This is a genomic window from Halopseudomonas laoshanensis, assembly GCF_008365385.1.
Lineage (GTDB): Bacteria > Pseudomonadota > Gammaproteobacteria > Pseudomonadales > Pseudomonadaceae > Halopseudomonas > Halopseudomonas laoshanensis.
Map to the genome: position 1 here is coordinate 517,219 of NZ_QOVF01000002.1, position 20,962 is coordinate 538,180.

The 20,962-nt window shown below is 58.1% G+C and carries 21 protein-coding genes, 1 other RNA gene and 1 riboswitch; of the genes, 12 read left to right on the forward strand and 10 right to left on the reverse strand.

Annotation, left to right across the window (positions count from 1 at the left end; all coding sequences use genetic code 11):
• Positions 1–306: 306 nt before the first annotated feature.
• An RNA gene (rnpB, locus tag DT594_RS08895) (RNase P RNA component class A) lies at positions 307–661 on the reverse strand.
• Between the two features lie 277 nt (positions 662–938).
• Positions 939–1,039: riboswitch (guanidine-I (ykkC/yxkD leader) on the forward strand.
• A 114-nt stretch (positions 1,040–1,153) separates the two neighbouring features.
• On the opposite strand from rnpB, the gene DT594_RS08900 reads away from it, so the two are divergent.
• The 5 genes from DT594_RS08900 (at position 1,154) to uca (ending at position 7,851) form a co-directional block, all read left to right on the forward strand.
• Positions 1,154–1,972: an ABC transporter permease gene (locus DT594_RS08900; RefSeq protein WP_149332352.1), complete on the forward strand. Its 819-nt coding sequence runs from the start codon at positions 1,154–1,156 to the stop codon at positions 1,970–1,972.
• 1 nt (position 1,973) lies between these two features.
• Positions 1,974–2,783 carry an ABC transporter ATP-binding protein gene (locus DT594_RS08905; protein WP_149332353.1) on the forward strand — a complete coding sequence of 270 codons (810 nt, stop codon included), beginning with the start codon at positions 1,974–1,976 and terminating at the stop codon, positions 2,781–2,783.
• Positions 2,780–3,508 carry an urea amidolyase associated protein UAAP1 gene (locus DT594_RS08910; RefSeq protein WP_149332354.1) on the forward strand — a complete coding sequence of 243 codons (729 nt, stop codon included), beginning with the start codon at positions 2,780–2,782 and terminating at the stop codon, positions 3,506–3,508. Before DT594_RS08905 ends, DT594_RS08910 begins: the two co-directional genes overlap by 4 nt.
• Before the next feature lie 10 nt (positions 3,509–3,518).
• Positions 3,519–4,157: an urea amidolyase associated protein UAAP2 gene (locus tag DT594_RS08915; RefSeq protein ID WP_149332355.1), complete on the forward strand. Its 639-nt coding sequence runs from the start codon at positions 3,519–3,521 to the stop codon at positions 4,155–4,157.
• Positions 4,158–4,248: 91 nt separating this feature from the next.
• The gene (gene uca, locus DT594_RS08920; RefSeq protein ID WP_149332356.1) at positions 4,249–7,851 is read left to right on the forward strand and encodes an urea carboxylase; all 3,603 of its coding nucleotides are present in this window, start codon (positions 4,249–4,251) and stop codon (positions 7,849–7,851) included.
• A 55-nt stretch (positions 7,852–7,906) separates the two neighbouring features.
• Here the strand turns inward: uca and rsmI are convergent, their stop codons facing one another.
• Positions 7,907–8,797 (reverse strand): 16S rRNA (cytidine(1402)-2'-O)-methyltransferase, encoded by an 891-nt coding sequence (gene rsmI, locus DT594_RS08925; RefSeq protein ID WP_425460529.1) that lies wholly within the window; start codon positions 8,795–8,797, stop codon positions 7,907–7,909.
• On the opposite strand from rsmI, the gene DT594_RS18950 reads away from it, so the two are divergent.
• From DT594_RS18950 to DT594_RS08945, 5 genes are read left to right on the forward strand one after another with little or no spacing between them, the layout of a single operon-like run.
• Positions 8,742–8,921, forward strand: a complete 180-nt coding sequence (locus tag DT594_RS18950) for a hypothetical protein (RefSeq protein WP_178091472.1) — start codon at positions 8,742–8,744, stop codon at positions 8,919–8,921. The genes rsmI and DT594_RS18950 overlap by 56 nt on opposite strands.
• Entirely contained in the window at positions 8,885–10,705 is a 1,821-nt protein-coding gene (locus tag DT594_RS08930) for a penicillin-binding protein activator (protein WP_149332358.1), read from the forward strand. Before DT594_RS18950 ends, DT594_RS08930 begins: the two co-directional genes overlap by 37 nt.
• Positions 10,702–11,076, forward strand: coding sequence for a YraN family protein (locus tag DT594_RS08935; RefSeq protein WP_096345190.1), 375 nt, complete (start codon positions 10,702–10,704; stop codon positions 11,074–11,076). The genes DT594_RS08930 and DT594_RS08935 overlap by 4 nt, the downstream gene beginning before the upstream one ends.
• 15 nt (positions 11,077–11,091) lie before the next feature.
• Positions 11,092–11,685 carry a phosphoheptose isomerase gene (locus tag DT594_RS08940; RefSeq protein ID WP_149332359.1) on the forward strand — a complete coding sequence of 198 codons (594 nt, stop codon included), beginning with the start codon at positions 11,092–11,094 and terminating at the stop codon, positions 11,683–11,685.
• Positions 11,682–12,251, forward strand: coding sequence for a BON domain-containing protein (locus tag DT594_RS08945; protein WP_149332360.1), 570 nt, complete (start codon positions 11,682–11,684; stop codon positions 12,249–12,251). Before DT594_RS08940 ends, DT594_RS08945 begins: the two co-directional genes overlap by 4 nt.
• A gap of 101 nt (positions 12,252–12,352) precedes the next feature.
• Here DT594_RS08945 and DT594_RS08950 read toward each other — a convergent pair whose 3' ends face one another.
• From DT594_RS08950 to rplM, 7 genes are all read right to left on the reverse strand, one after another.
• Positions 12,353–12,763 (reverse strand): ClpXP protease specificity-enhancing factor, encoded by a 411-nt coding sequence (locus DT594_RS08950; protein WP_149332655.1) that lies wholly within the window; start codon positions 12,761–12,763, stop codon positions 12,353–12,355.
• A gap of 35 nt (positions 12,764–12,798) precedes the next feature.
• Complete coding sequence (locus tag DT594_RS08955) at positions 12,799–13,428, reverse strand: glutathione S-transferase N-terminal domain-containing protein (protein WP_096345193.1); 630 nt, start codon at positions 13,426–13,428, stop codon at positions 12,799–12,801.
• Between the two features lie 162 nt (positions 13,429–13,590).
• Positions 13,591–14,376: a cytochrome c1 gene (locus DT594_RS08960; RefSeq protein ID WP_149332361.1), complete on the reverse strand. Its 786-nt coding sequence runs from the start codon at positions 14,374–14,376 to the stop codon at positions 13,591–13,593.
• On the reverse strand, positions 14,376–15,599 hold the full coding sequence (locus DT594_RS08965; RefSeq protein WP_149332362.1) for a cytochrome b: 1,224 nt from the start codon (positions 15,597–15,599) through the stop codon (positions 14,376–14,378). Before DT594_RS08965 ends, DT594_RS08960 begins: the two co-directional genes overlap by 1 nt.
• The gene (petA, locus tag DT594_RS08970) at positions 15,599–16,192 is read right to left on the reverse strand and encodes a ubiquinol-cytochrome c reductase iron-sulfur subunit (protein ID WP_149332363.1); all 594 of its coding nucleotides are present in this window, start codon (positions 16,190–16,192) and stop codon (positions 15,599–15,601) included. The genes DT594_RS08965 and petA overlap by 1 nt, the downstream gene beginning before the upstream one ends.
• Before the next feature lie 265 nt (positions 16,193–16,457).
• On the reverse strand, positions 16,458–16,850 hold the full coding sequence (rpsI, locus tag DT594_RS08975; RefSeq protein WP_149332364.1) for a 30S ribosomal protein S9: 393 nt from the start codon (positions 16,848–16,850) through the stop codon (positions 16,458–16,460).
• 10 nt (positions 16,851–16,860) lie between these two features.
• Positions 16,861–17,289, reverse strand: a complete 429-nt coding sequence (gene rplM, locus DT594_RS08980) for a 50S ribosomal protein L13 (protein WP_149332365.1) — start codon at positions 17,287–17,289, stop codon at positions 16,861–16,863.
• A 285-nt stretch (positions 17,290–17,574) separates the two neighbouring features.
• Between rplM and DT594_RS08985 the strand changes: the two genes are divergently transcribed.
• Together DT594_RS08985 and DT594_RS08990 are read left to right on the forward strand one after the other, a co-directional pair.
• The gene (locus tag DT594_RS08985) at positions 17,575–18,615 is read left to right on the forward strand and encodes an NADP(H)-dependent aldo-keto reductase (RefSeq protein ID WP_096345199.1); all 1,041 of its coding nucleotides are present in this window, start codon (positions 17,575–17,577) and stop codon (positions 18,613–18,615) included.
• A gap of 158 nt (positions 18,616–18,773) precedes the next feature.
• Positions 18,774–19,784, forward strand: a complete 1,011-nt coding sequence (locus DT594_RS08990; protein WP_149332656.1) for a GlxA family transcriptional regulator — start codon at positions 18,774–18,776, stop codon at positions 19,782–19,784.
• 38 nt (positions 19,785–19,822) lie between these two features.
• Here the strand turns inward: DT594_RS08990 and zapE are convergent, their stop codons facing one another.
• Positions 19,823–20,914, reverse strand: coding sequence for a cell division protein ZapE (gene zapE, locus DT594_RS08995; RefSeq protein WP_149332366.1), 1,092 nt, complete (start codon positions 20,912–20,914; stop codon positions 19,823–19,825).
• Positions 20,915–20,962: the final 48 nt, after the last annotated feature.

The following is a 20,962-nucleotide window of genomic DNA, read 5'->3' on the forward strand; positions in this document are numbered from 1 at the left end:
TCGCTTCCCCTGATGACGATGCTGCTTATCGGGCGTCTTTTACCAAAACAACCCACTTTTACCCACTTCATACCACTTCGGCACACTATAGGAACCCGACGCAGGCACCGTCAAGTAAGGAGTTCACGAAAAAAGTGTTATGTGGCAGGGGTTTAGTAGCAAAAACAGGGGTATTGAAGAGATATGACCTTAACTGTCGGGGATCAACTTCATAACCTACAGACGGATGCCATCCATAGTTAAAGTGAATTATCACGATTAAGATTTTTTTGATCTAACAGGAGGGTTTTGACGACGAGAAATAAAAATAAGAGTTGGCCTGTAAGCCGGGTTCTGTCGTGAACAGTCATTCCTCTACGACAGCCATCACTGACTGCCTCTAGCAACCTACCCGAACCCAGTGCGGGCCACACCCAAGGGTTCCTATTTGGTCTTGCTCCGAGTGGGGTTTACCATGCCACGAACTGTTACCAGTCGCGCGGTGCGCTCTTACCGCACCCTTTCACCCTTACCTGATCCTCTTGCGAGGCCATCGGCGGTCTACTCTCTGCTGCACTTTCCGTAGGCTCACGCCCCCCAGGGATTACCTGGCACTCTGCCCTATGGAGCCCGGACTTTCCTCCCTACCGCAAAGCGATACGGCGACTGTCCAGCCAACTCTTGGGAGCAAGGTTAGCCGGGTTCGGCGTCAGCGGCAAGCGGAGTATGAAAGCGCACCACAACAGTGCTTACAGCGCACCACTTCGATGCAGAAAATCCCCGGTTCGCCTCGGCGCCTCGTGCTCCATTGCAGTGCAGCCCCCGCGAACCCCGCAATTGTTAGCGTTGGCACAACCTCTGCATTGTTTAACCCCGCATACGAGATCCGGGTCTGTCTGACCCCAACAACGTAGCCTAGCCTGGCCGGGCCTCGCCCCCAGGTTAAATACAAATTGGCACCAATGGACAACTAGGGTTCCGATCTGCCTGGCAGATGACTGGTCCGAGAGTTGTCGACCTCCGCGAGGGGGTTACACGGCGGGATAAAAGCCCGGGAGAGCCTCAGACAGCTGAGATCTCGTTACCTGTAACCCGTGGAGACTGCCATGCCTGCCGTACCTTTATCTCAGCTTGTCTCGCCGCTGCGCACTTTCCCTCTGGCAGGGAGCCGTGTATGTCACGTCTGATGAACCGCAAACCTGGCCGCGTACTGCATCTGGGTCTGGTGCTGCTACCCTTCGCCCTGCTGTTATTGCTATACCTCGCAAGCTCGCAGGCACGCCTGGCAGATAATCCCAACGATAAGCTGTTACCGAGCTTTACCCAGATGGCCGACGCGGTCGATCGCATGGCCTTTACCCCGGACAAACGCACTGGCGCCTATCTCTGGTGGGACGACACCAGCGCCAGCCTGAAACGTCTGGGCACCGGTCTGGGCATCGCGGCAGTAGCCAGTCTGGTGCTCGGCATGGCCATGTTGATTCCACTGCTGCGCAATCCGCTGTCGCCGCTGGTAACGGTAATCTCGATGATTCCGCCGCTGTCGATTCTACCGATCCTGTTTATCGTCCTGGGCTTGGGCGAACTGTCCAAGGTCATGCTGATCGTCATCGGCATAACTCCGGTGCTGATCCGCGATATGCAACAACGGGTCAGCGAGATACCCACCGAGCTGCTGGTCAAGGCGCAGACCCTGGGCGCCAATACCTGGCAGGTACTGATCCGCGTCGTGCTGCCGCAACTGCTGCCCCGGCTTCTGCAGGGCTTGTGCCTGGCACTGGGGCCGGCCTGGCTGTTTCTGATCGCCGCGGAAGCCATTGCCTCCACCGACGGCCTGGGCTACCGCATCTTTCTGGTCCGCCGTTACTTGGCCATGGACGTGATTCTGCCCTATGTCGCCTGGATCACACTGCTGGCCTTCATCATGGATCGCGCGCTGAAAGGCATTTGCCGGGCGCTCTTTCCCTGGTTCGAACCCAAGGGAGCGCATTGATATGAGCGCCATCTCCATTCAGAACGTTTGGCAGCAGTACGATGATAACGTCGTGCTGGAAAACCTTAACCTGGACGTCGCCAGTGGCGAGTTCATCACCATGGTTGGCGCCTCCGGCTGCGGCAAATCGACCTTCCTGCGTTTGCTGCTGGGTCAGGAAAAACCCAGCAAGGGTCAAATCCTGCTGGACGGCGAGCCGCTGGCTGCCGAACCCGGCCCGGAGCGTGGCGTGGTATTTCAGCGCTACTCGGTCTTCCCGCACCTGACGGTACTGGGCAACGTGATGCTCGGGCTGGAACTACAGAGCTCGCCGCTGCTTGGACGCCTGTTCGGCAGCCAGCGCAAGGAGGCCCGTGATCGCAGCGTGGCCATACTCGAGTCGGTCGGCCTTGGTCATGCGCTAAATCAGTATCCGCATGCCCTGTCCGGCGGTATGCAACAGCGTCTGGCGATCGCCCAGGCGCTGGTCAAAACGCCGCGCATATTGTTGCTGGATGAACCCTTCGGCGCACTGGATCCCGGCATTCGCAAGGACATGCATGAGCTCTTGCTGTCCCTGTGGAAGAAATCCGGCCTCACGGTATTCATGGTCACCCATGACCTGACCGAAGGCTTCACCCTGGGTACCCGCCTGATGGTGTTCGACAAGACCCGTATCGACCCGCAGGCCCCCGGTGCCTATGGCGCGCGCATCACCTACGACATTCCCCTGAACAGTGATCGACTGGCAGCCCGCGCCGCACTGGATGCGCTGCCGGAGCGCATTACTGGCAAAGCGGCGACACCTGATCTGCAAGGAGCTTCTGCATGACTATCCCAGCGCCTCTGCGCACCACACTATTTGAAGAAACACTGCCCGGTGGTGGCCACACCTCGTTCGTGCTAAAGCGCGGCCAACTGCTACGCCTGACCGATATAGAAGGCGGCGCCAACATCAGCATGATGCTGTTCAACGCCCATGAAAAAAGTGAGCGCCTGAACCTGCCGGACAGCCTCAAGTGCCAGCACACCGCCAAACTCACTGCTGGCCACTGCCTGTATTCCGACATGGGCCGGGTGCTGGCCGCCATCGTCACCGATACCTGTGGCTGGAGTGACAGTTTCGGCGGTGTACTGAATGCCGAGGAGGTCAAAGCCCACTATGGCGAAGGCCGCTATCAGGAACTGCGCAACGGTTTCTTCCGCAACGGTGTAGATAATCTGCTGGTGGAGATGGGTAAGTGGAACATGAACCTCGCGGATCTGCTGATGACGCTGAACCTGTTCAGCAAGGTCACCATCGATGCGGAAGGTCGCTTTCAATTCCACGCGGATAATTCCGCTGCCGGCGATCTGATAGAGCTCTACGCACCGATGGATACTCTCGTGGTACTGACCGCACTCCAACACCCCATGGACCCGAACCCGCAGTACGCCCCTAAACCAGTACAGCTGAGCTGGCATCAGGTAGCCGATGACGGCATCACCGTGCTCTGCCGCAACACCCGCGCAGAAAATGTGCGCGGTCTGTACAACACCGATCGCATTCACCTCTGAGGGCCACACCATGACACTGACCCACAGCGACAAACAGCCAGACAAGGCCAGCTTGCGCAGCCACATTGCCGCTGGCGAACCCTTCATGCTCGACATCAAGGCCGGCCAGACCGTGCGCTTGCTGGACCTGGAAGGCAATCAGGCAGTAGATACCCTGTTCTACAGCGCCAAAAACCCGCGCGAGCGCTATGACGTGCAACGCACCCTGCGCCGCCAGAACAGCGTCTACCTGACCACGGGTAGCGTGCTCTACAGCAACATGGGCAACCCGATGCTGACCATCAGCGCCGACACCTGTGGCCGCCACGACACCCTCGGCGGCGCCTGCGCCCAGGAAAGCAACACCGTGCGCTATGCGCTGAACACCCGCTATATGCACAGCTGCCGCGACAACTTTCTGCGCGCCAGCCTGCATGACGGGCGCCTGACCAAGGCCGACATCAGCGCCAATATCAACTTTTTCATGAACGTGCCGGTCACCCCCGAAGGCGGCCTTACCTTTGAAGATGGCATCTCCGGCGCGGGCAAATACGTCGAGCTGGTCGCGCACATGGACATCATTATCCTGATTTCCAACTGCCCGCAGCTGAATAATCCGTGCAACGGCTATAACCCGACGCCGGCGGAAATACTGGTCTGGGACCAGTAAGTCGCGCGCCTCCAGCTAACAACGGTATAGCTCCGGGACGACCCAGGGAGCATTAAGTAGTGAACCAGGACGACCTGGCCGAGGAACAACCATGTTCGATACCTTGTTGATTGCCAACCGCGGCGCCATTGCCTGCCGCATCCTGCGCACCTTGAAAAGCCTCGACGTTCGCGGCGTGGCCGTGTATTCCGAAGCCGATGCAGCGAGCCTGCACCTTCAGCAGGCCGAAGAGGCGATCTCCCTCGGCGATGGCGCCGCAACCGGGACTTATCTGGATGTTCAAAAAATCCTCGATGCCGCCCGGCAAAGCGGCGCCCAGGCAATTCACCCAGGCTACGGCTTCCTCTCGGAGAACGCCGCTTTCGCCGAGGCCTGTGAGGCCGCGGGTATCGCTTTTGTTGGCCCGACCCCGGAACAGCTGCGAGTGTTCGGCCTCAAGCACACCGCCCGCGCGCTGGCCAAACAGCATGGTGTTCCCATGCTCGAAGGTACTGAGCTACTGGACAGCGTGGCTGCAGCGCTCACCGCTGCCGAGCAGGTCGGCTACCCAATCATGCTTAAAAGTACCGCAGGTGGCGGCGGCATCGGCATGCGTGTGTGCTGGAACGCCACCGAGTTGAGTGATGCCTTTGAAACGGTCAAACGTCTGGGTCAGAACAATTTCAGCGACGCTGGCGTGTTTATCGAGAAATATATTCAGCGTGCTCGGCACCTGGAGGTGCAGGTATTCGGCGATGGCCAGGGCGGCGTGCTGGCTCTGGGCGTGCGCGACTGCTCGGTGCAGCGCCGCAACCAGAAAGTGGTAGAGGAAACCCCCGCACCGAATCTGCCGAGTGGCATGGCTGAGGCATTGTGCGAGGCCGCGATCCAGCTCGCCAGCGCCGTGCAATACCGCAGCGCCGGTACTGTGGAGTTTGTCTACGACAGCGAAGCCGCACAATTCTATTTCCTCGAGGTCAACACCCGTCTGCAGGTGGAGCACGGCGTTACCGAGCAGGTCTGGGGTGTGGACCTGGTGCGCTGGATGATCGAGCTGGCTGCCGGCGACCTGCCGCCGCTGGCCGAGCTAGGCAAGGACCTGAAAGCCCAGGGCCATGCCATCCAGGCACGGGTGTATGCCGAGGATCCTGGCCGCGATTTCCAGCCCTGCCCCGGCTTGCTGACAGCGGTTAACTTTCCGGGCGCCGACGGGCAAGCGCTGCGCGTCGATACCTGGGTAGAAGCCGGCTGCGAGATCCCGCCCTACTTTGATCCGATGATTGCCAAGATCATCTGCTGGGAACCTACCCGAGAAGCAGCCCGCGCCGCCCTGCACAGCACCCTCGGCGCCACGCAGCTGTATGGCGTGGAAACCAATATCGAATATATTCGCCAGATTCTGCTGGATACGCCCTTTGCCAGTGGCGAACCCTGGACCCGCTGTCTGGAGGAGCTCAGTTACCAGGCCAATACCTTCGAAGTGGTCAGTGGTGGTACGCAAACCACCGTGCAGGATGTACCCGGTCGTCTCGGCTACTGGGCTGTCGGCGTACCGCCTTCCGGGCCGATGGACAATCTCGCGTTAAGACTGGGCAACCGTCTACTGAAAAATCCGAGCGACGCCGCCGGCCTGGAAATCACCATGACCGGCCCGACTCTGAAGTTCAATACCGATGCGGTGATCGCGGTAACCGGTGCCGAGATCCCGCTGCACGTTGATGGCGAGCCGCAGCCGATGCATACCAGCCTGCTGATCAAGGCTGGCAGCCAATTGGCCCTGGGCACCATTCTTGGCACGGGGGCGCGCAGCTATCTTGCACTGCGTGGCGGCGTGCAGGTGCCGAATTATCTGGGCAGCAAAAGCACCTTCACCCTGGGCCAGTTTGGTGGGCATGCCGGTCGCGCGCTGCGCGCGGGCGATGTGTTGCATCTACCGGCACTGACTGATGCCCACGCAGGCGAGAGTCTGGCCGAGGACATGCGCACCACCTTGCCGGCCGTCAGAGAACTGCGCGTGATCTACGGCCCGCACGCGGCGCCAGAATATTTTACCCAGGCGTATATGCAGCGGTTTCTGGATACCGAATGGGAAGTGCACTTCAACTCAAGCCGTACCGGCGTACGACTGATCGGCCCCAAACCCGAGTGGGTGCGCGAGGACGGCGGCGAGGCCGGGCTGCACCCCTCGAATATTCATGACAACCCGTACGCCATCGGCGCCGTGGACTTTACCGGCGACATGCCGGTGATCCTCGGTCCGGATGGGCCGAGCTTGGGCGGCTTTGTTTGCCCGGTCAGCATCATCGAAGCCGATCTGTGGCAGATGGGCCAGCTCAAGGCTGGCGACCGGGTACGCTTTATCCCGGTAGCGCTGGAAACCGCACGCGAACTGGCGCTACTGCGTGACCAGGCCATCCACCAGCTGCAGCCGCTATGCCCCGCCAGCAGCACTGCGGTCGCGCCGGAGTCACCGATTGTGCTGGATATCGGCGAGGACGATACGCGTCTGGTCGCGCGCCTGTCCGGCGACACCCACTTGCTGCTGGAAATTGGCCAGCCAGAGCTCGACCTGGTGCTGCGCTTTCGCGGGCATGCGCTGATGCAATCGCTGGAGGCAATGCAATTACCGGGCGTGAACGATCTGACGCCAGGCATACGCTCGCTGCAGGTGCACTATCAGCCGGAGACGCTCCCGATAGATCAGTTGCTGCGCATCGTCGAGGATGCCTGGGAAGCGGTCTGTGCTGCACGAGATCTCAAGGTGCCCTCGCGCATTGTGCACCTGCCGCTCTCCTGGGACGATCCGGCCTGCCAACTGGCCATCGACAAGTACATGACTACGGTGCGAAAGGATGCTCCCTGGTGCCCGAGCAATCTGGAGTTCATCCGCCGCATCAATGACTTGCCGAATCTGGATGAGGTCTACCGGACCGTGTTCGAGGCCAGCTATCTGGTCATGGGCCTGGGCGACGTCTATCTGGGCGCACCAGTCGCCACACCGTTGGACCCGCGGCACCGTCTGGTCACCACCAAATACAACCCGGCCCGCACCTGGACTGCGGAGAACTCGGTAGGTATCGGTGGCGCTTATATGTGTGTGTACGGCATGGAAGGGCCTGGCGGCTACCAGTTCGTCGGCCGCACGCTGCAGATGTGGAATCGCTACCGTGAAGTCGAAGCCTTTGGCGGGATGCCCTGGCTGCTGCGGTTTTTCGACCAGATCCGCTTTTACCCCGTCAGCGCCGATGAATTGCAGGTGATTCGCCGCGAGTTCCCCTTGGGGCGCTACCCGCTGCGCATCGAAGAAACCGAACTGCGCCTGAATGATTACCAGGCTTTTCTCGATCAGGAGGCAGACGGTATTCAGGCATTTCGCCAACAACAGCAGGCCGCGTTCAAGGCCGAGCGGGAGCGCTGGATCGCCAACGGGCAGGCCAATTACGAAAGTGAAGAAGCCACCCCCGAAGCCACTGAAGAAGCCCCGCTGCTGGCTGATCAACAGGGGGTCGAGAGCCATATCGCCGGCAACCTGTGGCAGGTTCAGGTTGAGCAAGGCGCTCAGGTCAAGGCCGGAGATGTGCTGGTGATTCTGGAATCAATGAAGATGGAAATACCCGTGGTCGCGCCCTGCGACGGGGTAGTCAGTTCAATCCACGTTCAGCCCGGCTCCGCGGTACGTGCGGGCCAGCGGGTGCTGGTACTGCAACAGGCTTGAGCATCAGACGCGGGCGGTGTAGCAAGGGAGTGCTGCACCGTCCTGTCGTTTTACCTCAACCCTTACCCAAGGCTACCTGGTAAAGCCGATTCTTCTTTTCGCCCGTGATCTGCGCTGCCAGTGCAGCGGCCTGCTTGACCGGCAGCTCGCTGAGCAGAATATCCAGTACCCGCTGCGCTTCCGGATTCAAGCCTTCGCTCTCTTCAGGCGCAGGCATCGCCTCGACAATCAACACACACTCGCCGCGCTGCTGATCAGAGTCCGCGCGCACCCATTCAACCAGTTCGGCAATCGGCGCGCCCTTGATGGTTTCAAAGGTCTTGGTCAACTCGCGCGCCAATACCACCTGCCGTTCGGGGCCAAAAATATCCAGCATGTCTTCCAGGCATTCCAGCAACCGATGCGGCGCTTCATAGAGCATCCAGGTGCGCGGCTCTACCGCCAACGCCTGCAGTCGCTGACGCCGGCCGTGGGCTTTGGCCGGCAGAAAGCCTTCAAAGGCAAAGCGGTCCGACGGCAACCCCGCCGCACTCAGCGCGGCGATCAGCGCGCAGGCACCAGGGATCGGGCATACCCGCACGCCCGCCTCACGGGCCTGGCGCACCAGGTGATAGCCAGGGTCGGAAATCAACGGCGTGCCCGCATCGGAAATCAGCGCCATGTCTTCGCCCGCGAGCATGCGTTCGACCAGGCGGACGCTTTTGTCCCGCTCGTTGTGGTCATGGCAGGCTGTGGTGGGCGTCGAAACACCAAAGTGCTGCAGTAAGCGCGCACTGTGACGCGTATCTTCAGCGGCGATCAGCGCCACCGTACGCAATACCTCCAGTGCCCTGGGCGACATATCCTGCAGATTGCCAATAGGCGTGGCGACGACATAAAGAGTACCGGACATGACTTTTCCTGGGCTGGACGTTACGACCATTGTACAGGACGTGATGCAGCGCATGGCGATTGCCGGCCCCCTTGGTTACAATGGCGGCTTAAATCCCACGGGCCACGCACGTCTGCGTCCCCAGCGCAAGGATACCGCCGCATGCTACGCAGCCATCGCCTGCCGTTTTTACCTCTGACCCTGGCTGTGCTGATTGCCGGCTGTGCCTCCGCCCCGCAAGAGCTGGGTGATTTACCACGTACACCGCAGGCCTCTGCGGACAAGATCCTCGAAGATGCGGACCGGTATTCCGGCGCAGAAGCCAATCTGCTGCGTTTGTATGCGGCTCAGGCGGCCAGTGACGCTGGCGCCCACGAAAAAACCATGAGCATTCTTCAGCGTATCCCGCAGAGCGACCTGCCGCTCGACCAGCAGATCCGTTTCAGCCAGTTGCAGGCCATCAGCGCCATGGCGCTGAATGAGCCAAAAATTGCCCTGCGCGCATTGCAGCATCCTTCGATCAGCTCGATCGACACCCTGCCACTGGACGAACAATTGCACATCCAGCGGCTGCAGGCCGAAGCCAATGATCAGGTTGGAGACCACCTGAAAGCCGCAGAGCAGCGCATCTTTATGCATGGCCTGCTTCCGGCTAACGCACAGCCCGCTAACCAGGAGGCGATCTGGAAAGGCATCAGCCAGATGTCGCCCGAGGAGCTGCAGGCAGCCGCAGCCACCAGTACTGGCGAGCTGGCAGCCTGGGTGGAACTGGCTCTGATTGATCAGACGCTGAACAACCTGGATTTGCAGGTCCGTGCGCTGAAGCAATGGCAGCAAGAAAATCCTGATCACCCTGCGGCGCAACAGCTACCGGCATCCTTGTCGCAACTGATCGAACTACACAGCAGCCGGCCACAGCATATCGCCTTGCTGCTGCCCTTTCAGGGTGAACTGGCCGCCGCTGCCCAGGCACTGCGTGACGGCTTTCTTGCTGCTCAATACCAGGCTTACAGTGAAGGGCTGGATCAACCCGAGGTCAGCCTCTACGACTCCACTGCCTACACCGATCTTGACGCCTTCTATCGCCAGGCGATCGCGGACGGCGTGGAATGGGTCATCGGACCATTGGAGCGCGAGCAGGTCAGCCGCATCGCCGCCATGCCTGAATTACCGCTGCCGACACTGGCATTGAACTACACCGACAGCCCCGTAACAGAGGGCAAAGCGCTGTTCCAGTTTGGCCTGGCTCCCGAAGATGAAGCGCGCTCCGCGGCCGCGCAGGCGTGGGCCCAGGGCCATCGCCGGATGGCAGCACTGACTGCCAGCACCGGTTGGGGCGAACGTGCCTACCAGGCTTTCCAGCAATCCTGGCAAGAAATGGGTGGCGTGCTGATTGGGCGCGAAGTGGTCGATGAGCCCGCGGCTATGTCGGGCCAGATCGGTGAGCTGCTGCGTATTCGTCAGAGCGAACAGCGGGGCCAGCAGATTCAACGAGCGCTGGGCAACAGCGTAGTGGTGCAACCTACCCCGCGTCAGGATCTGGACGCACTCTTCATCACCGCTGGCCCGTTGCAGGCCCGACAGATCATGCCGACGCTGGCGTTTCAATATGCGGGCGACTTGCCTGTGTATGCCACCTCACACGTCTATCAGGTAGGCGGTGATCAGAACAACGATCTGGATGGCATTCTCGTCGCGGAAACCCCCTGGCTGGTGAGTCGCTCGGATAGTCTCTACGAGTCGGTCACCCAGAACTGGCCGCAAGCCGGCGGCGCTTTGGGCCGGCTGTACGCCATGGGAATAGACGCCCAACGCATATTTACCCGGCTACCGCAGATGCAACAGTATCCGGAAACCACAGTGAACGGCGCCACCGGCATCCTGTCTCTATCCCCAGACGGGCGTGTCAGTCGTGAGCTCAGTTGGGGTGTGATTGAGGATGGTCGGTTGACTCAGGCACCGGCCCTACTCCCCGCTCCGTGACATCGCTGACCGACAAGCAGGTGCTCGGCAACCAGGCCGAGCGCCAATCCGAGCAACTGCTATTGCGCTCTGGTATGCGCCTGCTGGCGCGAAACTATCGTTGCAAGCAAGGCGAGCTTGATCTGGTCATGCGCGATGCTGATACAGTAGTATTTGTTGAAGTACGTTACCGACGAAGTACCCGATGGGGCAATGCTGCGGAAACGATTGACTGGCGCAAGCAGAAACGCGTTATCGCCGCAGCCCAGCATTACCTGCTTACCCACCCCCATCTGGCCAATCAGCCTTGCCGATTCGATGTTATCGCCGCGCAAGGCAACCCAGCGGATCCCGCCTCTTATCAATGGATCCGAGAAGCATTCACCTGCTAGCGAGTCATGATCCCTATGGATATGCAACACCGAATCAGGCAGCTGTTTACCGACAGCATCGAAACCAAGACCCGCGCCATGGATGTGTTAGGGCCAAGCATCGAGCAAGCCAGCCAGTTAATGGTCAACTGCCTGCTGAATGAAGGCAAAATCCTGACCTGCGGCAATGGCGGCTCAGCTGGCGATGCCCAGCACTTTTCATCCGAGCTGCTCAATCGATTCGAACGCGAGCGCCCCAGCCTGCCGGCGCTGGCGTTGACCACTGACAGCTCGACCATCACTTCGATCGCCAACGATTACAGTTACGACGAGATTTTCTCCAAGCAGATTCGCGCACTGGGTCAACCCGGCGACGTGTTGCTGGCGATCTCCACCAGCGGCAACTCAGGCAATGTGCTGCAGGCGATTCAGGCGGCACATGACCGGGATATGCTGGTCGTTGCCTTGAACGGCCGTGACGGCGGTGCCATGACCTCGCTGCTGCTGCCAGAAGACGCCGAGATTCGCGTACCGGCGCGCTCTACAGCACGTATTCAAGAAGTGCACCTGCTGGCTATCCATTGCCTCTGTGATCTAATTGACCGCCAACTGTTCGGGAGCGAAGAATGAAGCGTCTGGGAATCCTTTTGCTAACCAGCCTGGTACTCGCTGGCTGCAGCTCGGTGTTGACCGCCACACGTGACACGCCTATGGAAGGCAACCAGGGCACCAGAACCATTGGCAGCACGATTGACGATCAATTGATTGAAACTCGTGCCAGCGTCAATATCGCCAAAGCCCATCTGGACCTCGAACAGTCGTCTCGCGTTTCAGTGACCAGTTATAACGGTGTGGTATTGCTTGCCGGACAGGTACCGCGACAGGAACTCAAGGACCTGGCCGGGAATGTCGCCAAGCAGGTGCAACGCGTCAAGGTCGTCCACAACGAGCTTACCGTAGGTGAAAACCTGGCTTTACTTGCGCGTAATAACGATGCCTTGATCACCACGAGCGTCAAGGCGCGTATGCTCGGTGACAGCGCCATTCCTGGGCGCCGCATCAAGGTCACCACCGAGGCTGGCATAGTCTACTTGCAGGGCCTGGTGCGTCGCAGTGAAGCTGATCTGGCGGTGAACGCAGTGCAGCAGGTAGGCGGCGTGCAACGTATCGTGAAACTGTTCGAATATATCGACTGAAGCGACTTTCTCACACAGCCTGAAGCGGCAGCAAAAAGCCCGGCCCCGGATTACTCCGGGGCCGGGCTTTTTTTGTGCTAACCGATCGTGACTAGTTAACTTTACTTGACGACTTTCAGCGCCGGCCTGGCTGGCTTTGGCTTACCGCCAGCGGGGCTCCTGCTGCTCGCCACGCCCTCTTCAGAGGAAGGTGGGACAGGCGCCGGATCTACCTCAAACACCATGCCCTGACCGTTTTCACGAGCATAGATCGCCATCACTGCCTGGGCGGGCAACCAAACCTGCTGAGCAACGCCGCCAAAGCGGCCATCGAAGCAGATTTTGTCATTATCCATTTCCAGGTGACGTATCGCGTTCGGCGACAGATTGAGAACGATCTGACCTGCTTCTACAAAGGACTCTGGAACCACTGTATCTGGATAATGGGCGTTGACCAGTACATAGGGCGTGCACTGGTTATCGAGTATCCATTCGTAAAGCGAACGTATCAGGTAGGGTCGGCTTGAGCTCATTTGAGCCATGCGGCCTCCTATGTTGTGGTGAATTCTTACTGCATTTCCTTTTCAGCGGCAGACAAGCTGCCAAGAAAGCCCTCACGCTGAAAAATTCGGTCCATATAATCCTGTAGCGGCTTGGCCTGTTTCGGCAACTCAACACCGAGCATCGGCAAGCGCCAGAGGATCGGAGCAATACAGCAATCGACCAGGCTGAACTCCTCGCTCATGAAGAAGGGCATCTCCACAAAAACCGGCGCTACACCAATCAAGCTCTCTCGCAGCTCCTTGCGCGCCTTGGTAACGGCTGCAGCAGGCGTCTTGGGGTTGGTGATAGCATCGACCAGCCCACACCAGTCACGCTGCACACGAAACATCAGCAAACGGGTATTGGCTCGGGCCACCGGGTAAACGGGCAGCAGGGGCGGATGCGGAAAACGCTCGTCCAGATACTCCATCATGATGTTGGGCTCATAAAGCACCAGGTCACGATCCAGCAACGTTGGGACGCTATTGTAGGGGTTGTTCTCGGCCAGCTCTTCAGGATGGTTATCGGGCTCAACGTTGATGACGTCAACGGTAACGCCTTTCTCCGCCAGAACAATACGGACACGATGACAGTAGTGGTCACGTGGATCGGAGAAAAAAGCCATCGAAGAACGCTTGTTGGCGGTAACGCCCATAAATCAACCCTCATCCATTAACGGATTGCGGTAAACAACTGATCGCGCAATTGCGCGCGTACGGAAGACCAGCGGACTGGTCTTGTCTGGTAATTCGGGATTATACCCTAGAAACAAGAGCGCGCCCCAAAGGGCGCGCAATTGATCCTGAAAAAGCGTTCGTTAGTGAACGTCTTTCCAATACTCACGCTTCAGGAGGTAGGCAAACACGAAGAAGAAGGCCAGATACAGCAGCACATAAGTACCGATGCGGTGGCGCTCCAGCTTGATCGGGTCAGCCGAGTAAGCCAGGAAGTTGACCAGGTTACGCACGGTGGTATCAAACTCTTCCTCAGACTGGCTACCAGTACCTTCAACAATGGTCAGCACATCGCACTTCTCATCCTTGACGGTTTCACCGGTCAGCGTGTCACGCTGGATGTTGCCATCCTCGTCAGTCACCGGCATACCCTTACAGCCGATGACCTGACGCCCTTGCAGCTCTTCCAACACGTTTGGCATGCCGACGTTCGGGAAAACCTCGTTGTTGACACCGTAAGGACGCGAAGGATCTTCATAGAAAGTCTTCAGGTAGGTGTACAACCAGTCTTCGCCACGCACGCGAGCGACGTTGGTCAGATCCGGCGGCGCAGCGCCGAACCATACTTTGGAATCAGCCTGACGCATGCCGATTTCCATATGCTCACCAATCAGTACACCCTCGGGAAACACCAGGTTTTCCAACATAATCTCCGGCGGGATATCCAGATCAGTAGCCACGCGCTCATAGCGCTGGTACTGAGCCGAATGGCAGCCCATGCAGTAGTTGGCAAAGGTCCTGGCGCCGTCCTGCAGCGACGCTTTGTCGGTCAGGTCGATATTGGCAGATTCCAGGTGCGCACCACTCGGCGCAGCCAGGGCAACACCAGGAACAAGTGCAAATATCAGAGCAATCAATTGCTTTTTCATTAGCCAGTAACCCTCTCCGGAACGGGTTTAGTCTTCTCCATGCGGGTATAGAACGGCATGAGTATGAAGAAGGCGAAATACAGGAAGGTGCAGATCTGCGAGACCAGGGTGCGGAAATCATTACCTGGGATAGCACCCAGGATGCCGAGTATCACGAATGATACGCAGAAGATCACCAGCCATACCTTGCTCATCCAGCCCTTGTAGCGAATCGAACGAACAGGACTCCGATCCAGCCATGGCAATACAAACAGCACCGCAATCGCAGCACCCATCGCCAACACACCGGGGAAAGCAGACCCGCCGATAGCCGGAATGGCGCGCAAAATGGCGTAGAAAGGTGTGAAGTACCAAACTGGCGCAATATGATCAGGCGTCTTCAACTGGTTCGCAATTTCGAAGTTGGGCTTCTCAAGGAAATAACCCCCCATCTCCGGGAAGAAGAACACCACGATGCAGAACACGAACAGGAAGACCACAACACCGACAATATCCTTGACCGTGTAATAGGGGTGGAAGGCAATACCATCCAGCGGCTTGCCGTTCTCGTCCTTGTGCTTCTTGATGTCTACGCCGTCAGGGTTGTTCGAACCCACTTCGTGCAGGGCAATGATGTGCAGCACTACCAGACCGAGCAGAACGATCGGCAGCGCAACCACATGCAGCGCGAAGAAGCGGTTGAGGGTAATCCCGGAAATCAGATAGTCACCGCGCACCCACTGCTGCAGGTCAGGCCCGATAAAGGGTATGGCCCCGAACAGCGAGATGATCACCTGCGCACCCCAGTAGGACATCTGCCCCCAGGGCAGCAAATAGCCCATGAAAGCCTCAGCCATCAGCACCAGATAAATGGTCATGCCGAACAGCCAGATCAGCTCACGGGGTTTCTGATAGGAGCCGTACATGATGCCGCGAAGCATGTGCATGTAGACGACGACAAAGAAGGCAGACGCGCCTGTGGAGTGCAGGTAACGCAACAGCCAGCCATATTCCACATCACGCATGATGTATTCGATGGAAGCGAATGCGCCCTCACCCGACGGCTCGTAGCTCATGGTCAGCCAGATGCCGGTGATGATCTGGTTGACCAGTACCAACATGGCCAAGGAGCCAAAGAAGTAGAAAAAGTTGAAGTTCTTGGGAGCGTAGTATTTGGTCAGGTGGTCTTCGACCACCCGATTGACTGACATCCGCTCGTTAATCCAGTTATTCAGCTTGCTCATCAGGCAGACTCCTGATCCAGGCCGACGATAATAATCTCATCGGACTCATAGGAATGGGGGGGAACCGGCAGGTTCAACGGGGCAGGCTGCCCGCGGTGGACGCGCCCGGCCATGTCATATCGGGAGCTATGGCATGGGCAGAAATAGCCACCCTTCCACTCATTCCCCATCTCGGCAGAAGCCACCTCAGGGCGAAACAACGGCGAGCAACCCAAGTGCGTGCAGATGCCCATCACGACCAGCACATCAGGCTTGATGGCTCGCGTGTGCAGGTCTACATAGTCGGGCTGCGTTGATGATTCGGATTCAGGGTCGGCAAGAATGTCGACATTCTGTTCGAGAATCGCCAACGCCTCAGGAGTGCGGCGTGAAATGAACACGGGCTGACCGCGCCACTCAGCTACGATCTGCTGTCCCGGTTCGAGCTTACTGACATTCACCCGGACCGGCGCACCTGCCGCCTTGGCTCTGGCGCTCGGGAACCAAGACCCCACAAAGGGAACTGCTACCCCTACGGCTCCGGCCGCACCCACAACACCTGTGGCTGCTACCAGGAAGCGACGCCGGCCATTATTTACGCCGTCATTACTCATCCAGTCGTCTCCCATCTGCTAATTCAGGCCTTTTTATAAGGCTTTTTAAGAGTTTTAATCCGCATGCACAAAATGAATCCGATGGTAATGAAAAACCCCTTTTTTGACAAGGTGAAGTATTCATCATCAACCATAGAGACGCGGCGGAACACATTGAAATACGGGCCTTTCCAGCGCCCTAGAGCGCAAGCGGCATTTTGCCGCAGATACAAAAACGCCCGGAGTCCAATAGGATGCCGGGCGTTCTGCGGAAAAGTCTTGCGACTTAACGCTTGGAGTACTGAGGACGCTTACGCGCTTTACGCAGACCCACTTTCTTACGTTCAACTTCACGAGCGTCACGTGTAACAAAGCCCGCTTTGCGCAATACGCCGCGCAGAGTCTCGTCATATTCCATCAGGGCACGAGTGATGCCGTGACGGATGGCGCCGGCTTGGCCGGTAGTACCACCGCCCTTGACGGTAACGTAGACGTCGAACTTGGAGACGCTTTCGGTCAGTTCCAGCGGCTGGCGAACAACCATGCGAGCTGTTTCACGGCCGAAGAAGTTCTCGATAGTGCGGTTGTTGATCTGGATGTTGCCATTACCCGGACGTAGGAACACCCGAGCGGTGGCAGTTTTACGACGGCCAGTACCGTAGTTTTGTGTCGCCGACATAGTATGCTCCTTAGACCTTGAGTTCTTGGGGTTGCTGAGCCGCATGCGGATGAACTGCACCTTTGTACACTTTCATCTTGCGGTACATTGCACGACCCAAGGGGTTCTTCGGCAACATGCCTTTGACGGCTGACTCGATGATGCGCTCTGGAGCACGTACAACTAGCTTTTCGAAGTTGATCGACTTGATGCCGCCCGGGAAACCGGAGTGGCTGTAGTAGATCTTGTCCTGAGCCTTGTTGCCAGTCACATGAATCTTTTCCGCGTTGATGATGACGATATAATCGCCAGTATCCACGTGAGGCGTGTATTCGGGCTTGTGCTTACCGCGCAGGCGTGAAGCCACTTCGGTAGCAAGGCGACCCAGGGTCAGACCGGTAGCATCTACAATGTACCAATCGCGTTTTACGGTTTCAGGTTTGGCGCTGAAGGTTTTCATTAATCCTAGCCTCAGAGGCCACTCTTGTTTAGAAGAGGGCGAATCTTACAGAATGAAATGTGTTTTTACAAGACAACAAAGCCTAGAACAGACACTCAGTGGGGGCTGCGTGGGTCTGGGTGGCATCTGCGCTGTAAACAACAACGACAGGCTAGGCATCCTGTCGAAAGTGGCGGGCATTATGCCAAGGGAGCTAAAAATTACAACCCTTATTTACATTTACCGCAACTTTAGCCCAGCCTATGGTCAATAATGAGACCACCATCGTTCCACTGGAGCACGCACATGCAATACCGCCCACTCGGCCGCAGCAAACTCAAGGTCAGCGCCCTCTGCCTCGGCAGCATGACCTGGGGTGAACAGAACACCCAGAAGGAAGCCTTTGCCCAGATTGATCGGGCCAAGGATGCAGGGGTCAACTTTATTGACGCTGCCGAGATGTACCCGGTACCGCCGGTAGCTGCCACCTATGGCGAAACCGAACGCATCATCGGTAACTTCTTCGCTGAGCGGGGCACCCGTGAGGATTGGATCCTGGCCAGCAAGGTGGCCGGCCCCGGTGACTGGCTGCCGCATATCCGCGACGGCAAGACCCGCTTCACCCGCGAGCATCTGACCGCCGCGCTTGACGCCAGCCTGAAGCGCCTGCAAACCGACTATATCGATTTATATCAACTGCACTGGCCAGATCGCAGCACCAATTTCTTTGGCAAACTCGGCTATCGCCACGACCCGGACGAATTGATCACGCCGGTCGAAGATACCCTGGAAGTCCTCGACGACATGGTCAAGGCCGGCAAGATCAGACACATTGGCCTGTCCAACGAAACACCCTGGGGCGTCAGCCGCTTCCTGCATCTGGCCGAAAGCCGCGGATGGCCGCGCATCGCTTCCATCCAGAACCCCTACAATCTGCTAAATCGCAGCTATGAGATTGGTCTGGCGGAAATGTCCCTGCGCGAGCAGACCGGGCTGCTGGCGTACTCGCCACTGGCTTTCGGAACCCTGACCGGCAAATACCTGAATGGCCTGCAGCCGGAGAAAGGCCGCCTGACCCTGTTCAGCCGGTTCAGCCGCTATACCAATCCTCAGGCTCAAAAGGCCTGCGCTCGCTATGTTCAACTGGCCCGTGAGCATGGGATGGATCCTGCACAAATGGCGCTGGCCTTCGTCACCCGGCAACCCTTCGTGACCAGCAATATTATTGGCGCGACCAACATGGACCAGCTCAATCGCAACCTGAGCAGCGTGAACATGGGACTGACCGACGCGATACTTGAAGCCATTGCCGATATCCATCAGAGCCAGCCCAACCCGGCCCCCTGATTCAGACGCATAGCTGCCGCTGCGCCTGACTCAGGCCAGCGGCGCAAGTTTGCCAGCATCATTACTGCTATTTATACGGCGCAACAGGACACTTGCGCCATTCCTTAAGATGCTTTAGTCATATACTGGCCGATACAACCTATAATAAGAGCTAGATGATGTCACCGATCCATCCATCCCTAATCCCCCTTCGCCAAGTCGCCATACTGGCCACTGACGGAGTGATCGCCTCTACCCTGATGCAGGCCAAGGATTTTTTCCATATGGCCAGCCTGCGCGACGGTAGACGCCGCGGCCAGGGTCTCACGCCAGGCTTTCGCACTTCCATCGTTGCGCCAGACACGCTGCCGATTACCAGCTTCAGCCAGGACCGCATCGCCACCGATGCCACCTTGAGCGCGCTAAGGCCACAATTGATCATGCTGCCGGCATTCTGGGGTGACTTTGATCAGATGCTTGAACGCTATCCGGATGTGATCCCGTGGCTGCAAGCAGAGCATGCCAGAGGCACACTGATCAGTGCTGAAGCCACCGGGGTATTCTGGATCGCCGCAGCCGGGCTGCTGAACGGGCGGGAAGCCACCACCTATTGGCGTTTTTTCGAAGAGTTCAGCGAGCGCTTTCCCGATGTAATTCTATGCAAGGACAAACACATCACCGATGCGGACAACATCTATTGCGCGGCCGGGATCACCTCAGGTTGCGACCTGGCCATCCATCTGATCGAAAGGCTCTGTGGCAGCGAGGTGGCGCAAGCAGTCGCGCGCGACACTCTATACGAGGTGCAGCGCAACTATACCCCCGGCATCATCGGTTTTGGCGGGCAGAAACTGCATCAGGACGTGGCGATACTGCAAATCCAGCAGTGGCTGGAGGAGCACTTTGCCGAAAAATTCCGCTTTGAGGACGTCGCCAGTCAGCACGGCATGAGCATTCGTAACTTCATGCGTCGTTTTCAGGCGGCCACCGGCGACAAGCCTTTGCACTACCTGCAGCGCCTGCGCATCGAAACGGCGAAAAACCTGCTGAGCACCACAAGGCGGAGCATCAAGACCATCAGCTACGATGTAGGTTATGACGACGCCAGCTTCTTTGCGCGGCTGTTCCGCCAGCATACGGACTTGTCACCCAACCAGTACCGCCGACAGTTTCAACATTCCAGCCAGTAACTGGCCACCGTACCCCAATTCCTCCGGGCAACACCCTCTCAGGGCTTGTGCGCCCGGGAGAGGAATTCGTGGGACTGCATTTCCAGCAGGCGGCTGAGGGTACGCTGGAATTCGAAGCTCAACCTGCCGCCGGTGTAGAGGTCTTTCAATTCAACCTCGGCAGACAGAATCAGCTTGACGTTACGATCATAGAACTCGTCGACCAGATTGATAAACCGCCGGGCCATATCGTCCTTGCTGGTATCCATCTGCTCCACATTCGCGATCAGTACCGCGTGGAATATCTTGGCCAATTCAATGTAATCATTCTGGCTGCGCGGGCCGTCACAGAGTTCGCGAAACTCAAACCAGCCAACATCCTCGCATACACGCACCGACTGCACCGGCCGATTCTCGACTGTCAGCAATTCACCTTCCACGGACTCGTTCATATCGGGTACCAGACTGGCGAAACTGCGCTGCAAACTGGCATCCGCATCGTCATCCAACGGCCAGTGGTATAGCTCGGCCTGCTCCAGCGCACGCAACCGATAATCTACACCGTTGTCGACATTGACTACATCGGTATGGCTATTCAGCAGTGCGATGGCCGGCAGGAAGCGCGCCCGCTGCAGGCCGTCCTTATACAAACCATCCGGCACGATATTGGACGTCGCCACCAGCGTGACGCCATTCTTGAACAGCTCCTCCATCAGAGTGCCAAGAATCATCGCGTCGGTGATATCCGAAACAAAGAATTCGTCGAAGCAGATAACCCGTGCTTCCTCGGCGAACTGAGTGGCTATCAGGGTCAACGGATTCTTCTCGCCCTTGAGCCCCTTCAGTTCATGATGAACGCGCTGCATAAAGCGGTGGAAATGGGTGCGCATCTTGCGCTCGAACGGTAGCGCGTCGTAAAAGGTGTCCACCAGATAGGTTTTGCCCCGCCCTACCCCGCCCCAGAAGTACAAGCCCTTCACCGGCTCGGGCTTTCTTCCAAACAGCTTTCCCAACAAGCCGGACTTGCTAGACTCTGCCGCCACTAGGTCGTCGAACAGGCGCTGCAAATGGCGTACAGCCTGCTCCTGAGCGGGATCCCGGACAAAATCCGGACGCTGAAGATCAGCCTTATAGCGTTCAAGGGGTGTCATAGGCGGGTAACCCTGGGCCAGGTCGATTGGGGGCGGTACTTTACCGCC

What these genes read in the sequence shown, in the direction of transcription:
- DT594_RS08900 (WP_149332352.1), top strand. Translation starts at nt 1,154, where the DNA reads ATGTCACGTCTGATGAACCGCAAACCTGGCCGCGTACTGCATCTGGGT.
- DT594_RS08905 (WP_149332353.1), top strand. Translation starts at nt 1,974, where the DNA reads ATGAGCGCCATCTCCATTCAGAACGTTTGGCAGCAGTACGATGATAAC.
- DT594_RS08910 (WP_149332354.1), top strand. Translation starts at nt 2,780, where the DNA reads ATGACTATCCCAGCGCCTCTGCGCACCACACTATTTGAAGAAACACTG.
- DT594_RS08915 (WP_149332355.1), top strand. Translation starts at nt 3,519, where the DNA reads ATGACACTGACCCACAGCGACAAACAGCCAGACAAGGCCAGCTTGCGC.
- uca (WP_149332356.1), top strand. Translation starts at nt 4,249, where the DNA reads ATGTTCGATACCTTGTTGATTGCCAACCGCGGCGCCATTGCCTGCCGC.
- DT594_RS18950 (WP_178091472.1), top strand. Translation starts at nt 8,742, where the DNA reads ATGACTTTTCCTGGGCTGGACGTTACGACCATTGTACAGGACGTGATG.
- rsmI (WP_425460529.1), bottom strand. Translation starts at nt 8,797, where the DNA reads ATGCGCTGCATCACGTCCTGTACAATGGTCGTAACGTCCAGCCCAGGA.
- DT594_RS08930 (WP_149332358.1), top strand. Translation starts at nt 8,885, where the DNA reads ATGCTACGCAGCCATCGCCTGCCGTTTTTACCTCTGACCCTGGCTGTG.
- DT594_RS08940 (WP_149332359.1), top strand. Translation starts at nt 11,092, where the DNA reads ATGGATATGCAACACCGAATCAGGCAGCTGTTTACCGACAGCATCGAA.
- DT594_RS08945 (WP_149332360.1), top strand. Translation starts at nt 11,682, where the DNA reads ATGAAGCGTCTGGGAATCCTTTTGCTAACCAGCCTGGTACTCGCTGGC.
- DT594_RS08950 (WP_149332655.1), bottom strand. Translation starts at nt 12,763, where the DNA reads ATGAGCTCAAGCCGACCCTACCTGATACGTTCGCTTTACGAATGGATA.
- DT594_RS08955 (WP_096345193.1), bottom strand. Translation starts at nt 13,428, where the DNA reads ATGGGCGTTACCGCCAACAAGCGTTCTTCGATGGCTTTTTTCTCCGAT.
- DT594_RS08960 (WP_149332361.1), bottom strand. Translation starts at nt 14,376, where the DNA reads ATGAAAAAGCAATTGATTGCTCTGATATTTGCACTTGTTCCTGGTGTT.
- DT594_RS08965 (WP_149332362.1), bottom strand. Translation starts at nt 15,599, where the DNA reads ATGAGCAAGCTGAATAACTGGATTAACGAGCGGATGTCAGTCAATCGG.
- petA (WP_149332363.1), bottom strand. Translation starts at nt 16,192, where the DNA reads ATGAGTAATGACGGCGTAAATAATGGCCGGCGTCGCTTCCTGGTAGCA.
- rpsI (WP_149332364.1), bottom strand. Translation starts at nt 16,850, where the DNA reads ATGTCGGCGACACAAAACTACGGTACTGGCCGTCGTAAAACTGCCACC.
- rplM (WP_149332365.1), bottom strand. Translation starts at nt 17,289, where the DNA reads ATGAAAACCTTCAGCGCCAAACCTGAAACCGTAAAACGCGATTGGTAC.
- DT594_RS08985 (WP_096345199.1), top strand. Translation starts at nt 17,575, where the DNA reads ATGCAATACCGCCCACTCGGCCGCAGCAAACTCAAGGTCAGCGCCCTC.
- DT594_RS08990 (WP_149332656.1), top strand. Translation starts at nt 18,774, where the DNA reads ATGTCACCGATCCATCCATCCCTAATCCCCCTTCGCCAAGTCGCCATA.
- zapE (WP_149332366.1), bottom strand. Translation starts at nt 20,914, where the DNA reads ATGACACCCCTTGAACGCTATAAGGCTGATCTTCAGCGTCCGGATTTT.